The organism is Zoogloea oryzae, from assembly GCF_030161255.1.
GTDB classification, from domain to species: Bacteria; Pseudomonadota; Gammaproteobacteria; order Burkholderiales; family Rhodocyclaceae; genus Zoogloea; species Zoogloea oryzae.
Genome location: NZ_BSPX01000196.1, coordinates 1 through 1,249, shown reverse-complemented (window position 1 = coordinate 1,249; position 1,249 = coordinate 1). Strand labels below are relative to the sequence as shown.

1 protein-coding gene and 1 pseudogene are annotated in these 1,249 nt (G+C 34.1%); both read right to left on the bottom strand.

Going from position 1 to position 1,249, the window contains the following annotated elements; all coding sequences use genetic code 11:
- A pseudogene (locus QQK25_RS24745) lies at window positions 1–205 on the bottom strand (NADH-quinone oxidoreductase subunit H); the annotation flags it as partial.
- Between the two features lie 869 nt (window positions 206–1,074).
- Window positions 1,075–1,249 (bottom strand): NADH-quinone oxidoreductase subunit H (locus QQK25_RS24740; RefSeq protein WP_498027249.1); only part of this gene is annotated, 175 nt, incomplete at its 5' end.

The following is a 1,249-nucleotide window of genomic DNA, read 5'->3' as shown; positions in this document are numbered from 1 at the left end:
ACTTGATACCTGAATATTCCGTTTGATAACCTGCTACTAATTCTTCCTCGGCCTCGGGTAAATCAAAAGGTAATCGCTCACATTCTGCTAGGGAAGAAATTAGAAAAACTGTAAACCCTATAGGTTGACGCCATAAATTCCATCCCCACAACCCGTATTTTGATTGGGCCTCAACTATATCAACGGTACTTAAACTGTTAGATAATCATAGTCGACGATAACATCACTGTCTCATCGCTAGTGCAAAACCGTACATGAGACTTTAGCTTCATACGGCTTCTCTATGGCCAAGAATAAATTTAAGGATTTATTTTCAATAGTATCTCATTAAAATGATATAATATAGAGAATCCAAAATTAGACCAATGCAATTCTGTTTGCTATTCTAAAAAAGAGTGCTTCTGAATTGATCTTTTCACTTGTAATTTAGATTGATTCGGTAATAACTTAATTTTTCAATAAAATACTCGTCGTATTAATCGATATTTCAACTCAGTTCTTTGGATTACTAAAATTATTTAGAATTTTCTATCGGTTGGGATAATAATTCTATTTTTTGTTCGTGCCTATTCTTCTTTCTCATAAAAGAGGAATCTAAAAAAATACAAAGGATTACGTCGTTCCTGATAGCCATTTCTTTAATCCGTGGATAGGAGCGTACTTTGGATCGAGATCATGGGGAAGTACTGCTTGATCATTTCTACCAACTTAAAGTCCCCTTTTGATTCCTTTTATGCACAATTACCTCGCACGGTAACTTACATTATCTGCATTACTAATCCTTTATGTACCTTGGTGTTCCTAACCGTCCACTTATTTTTTTTGCTTGATCTCCCCTATGTTAAATAAATAAAAAGATAAAAACATCGTATAGTCGATCCTTTATACCCGCTTCAAATCGTCCTGACTAATCCACAATCTGGGGTAAACAGTTTATACTGCTGCTATTTATTTTAAATTTCCTCTTGTACATAGGGAATGAGACTCAATTGTTTGACTGCCTATTTTTAAGCTGTTTTGTTTCACTCATATAACTATCTAGTTTAATTCATCGCTCCGAAAGCTGAAAAATAACTATTCACTACATAAAATTTCTTGTCTAGAAAGAAACAGGTAAATGTACCAACGCATCACACGTAGAGATATTGATAACACGCATGAAGTTAATGGTATTTCATAACTTATTGATTGAGCAGCAGCTCGTAAACCACCTAAAAAGGAATATTTATTATTTGACCCATATCCCGAC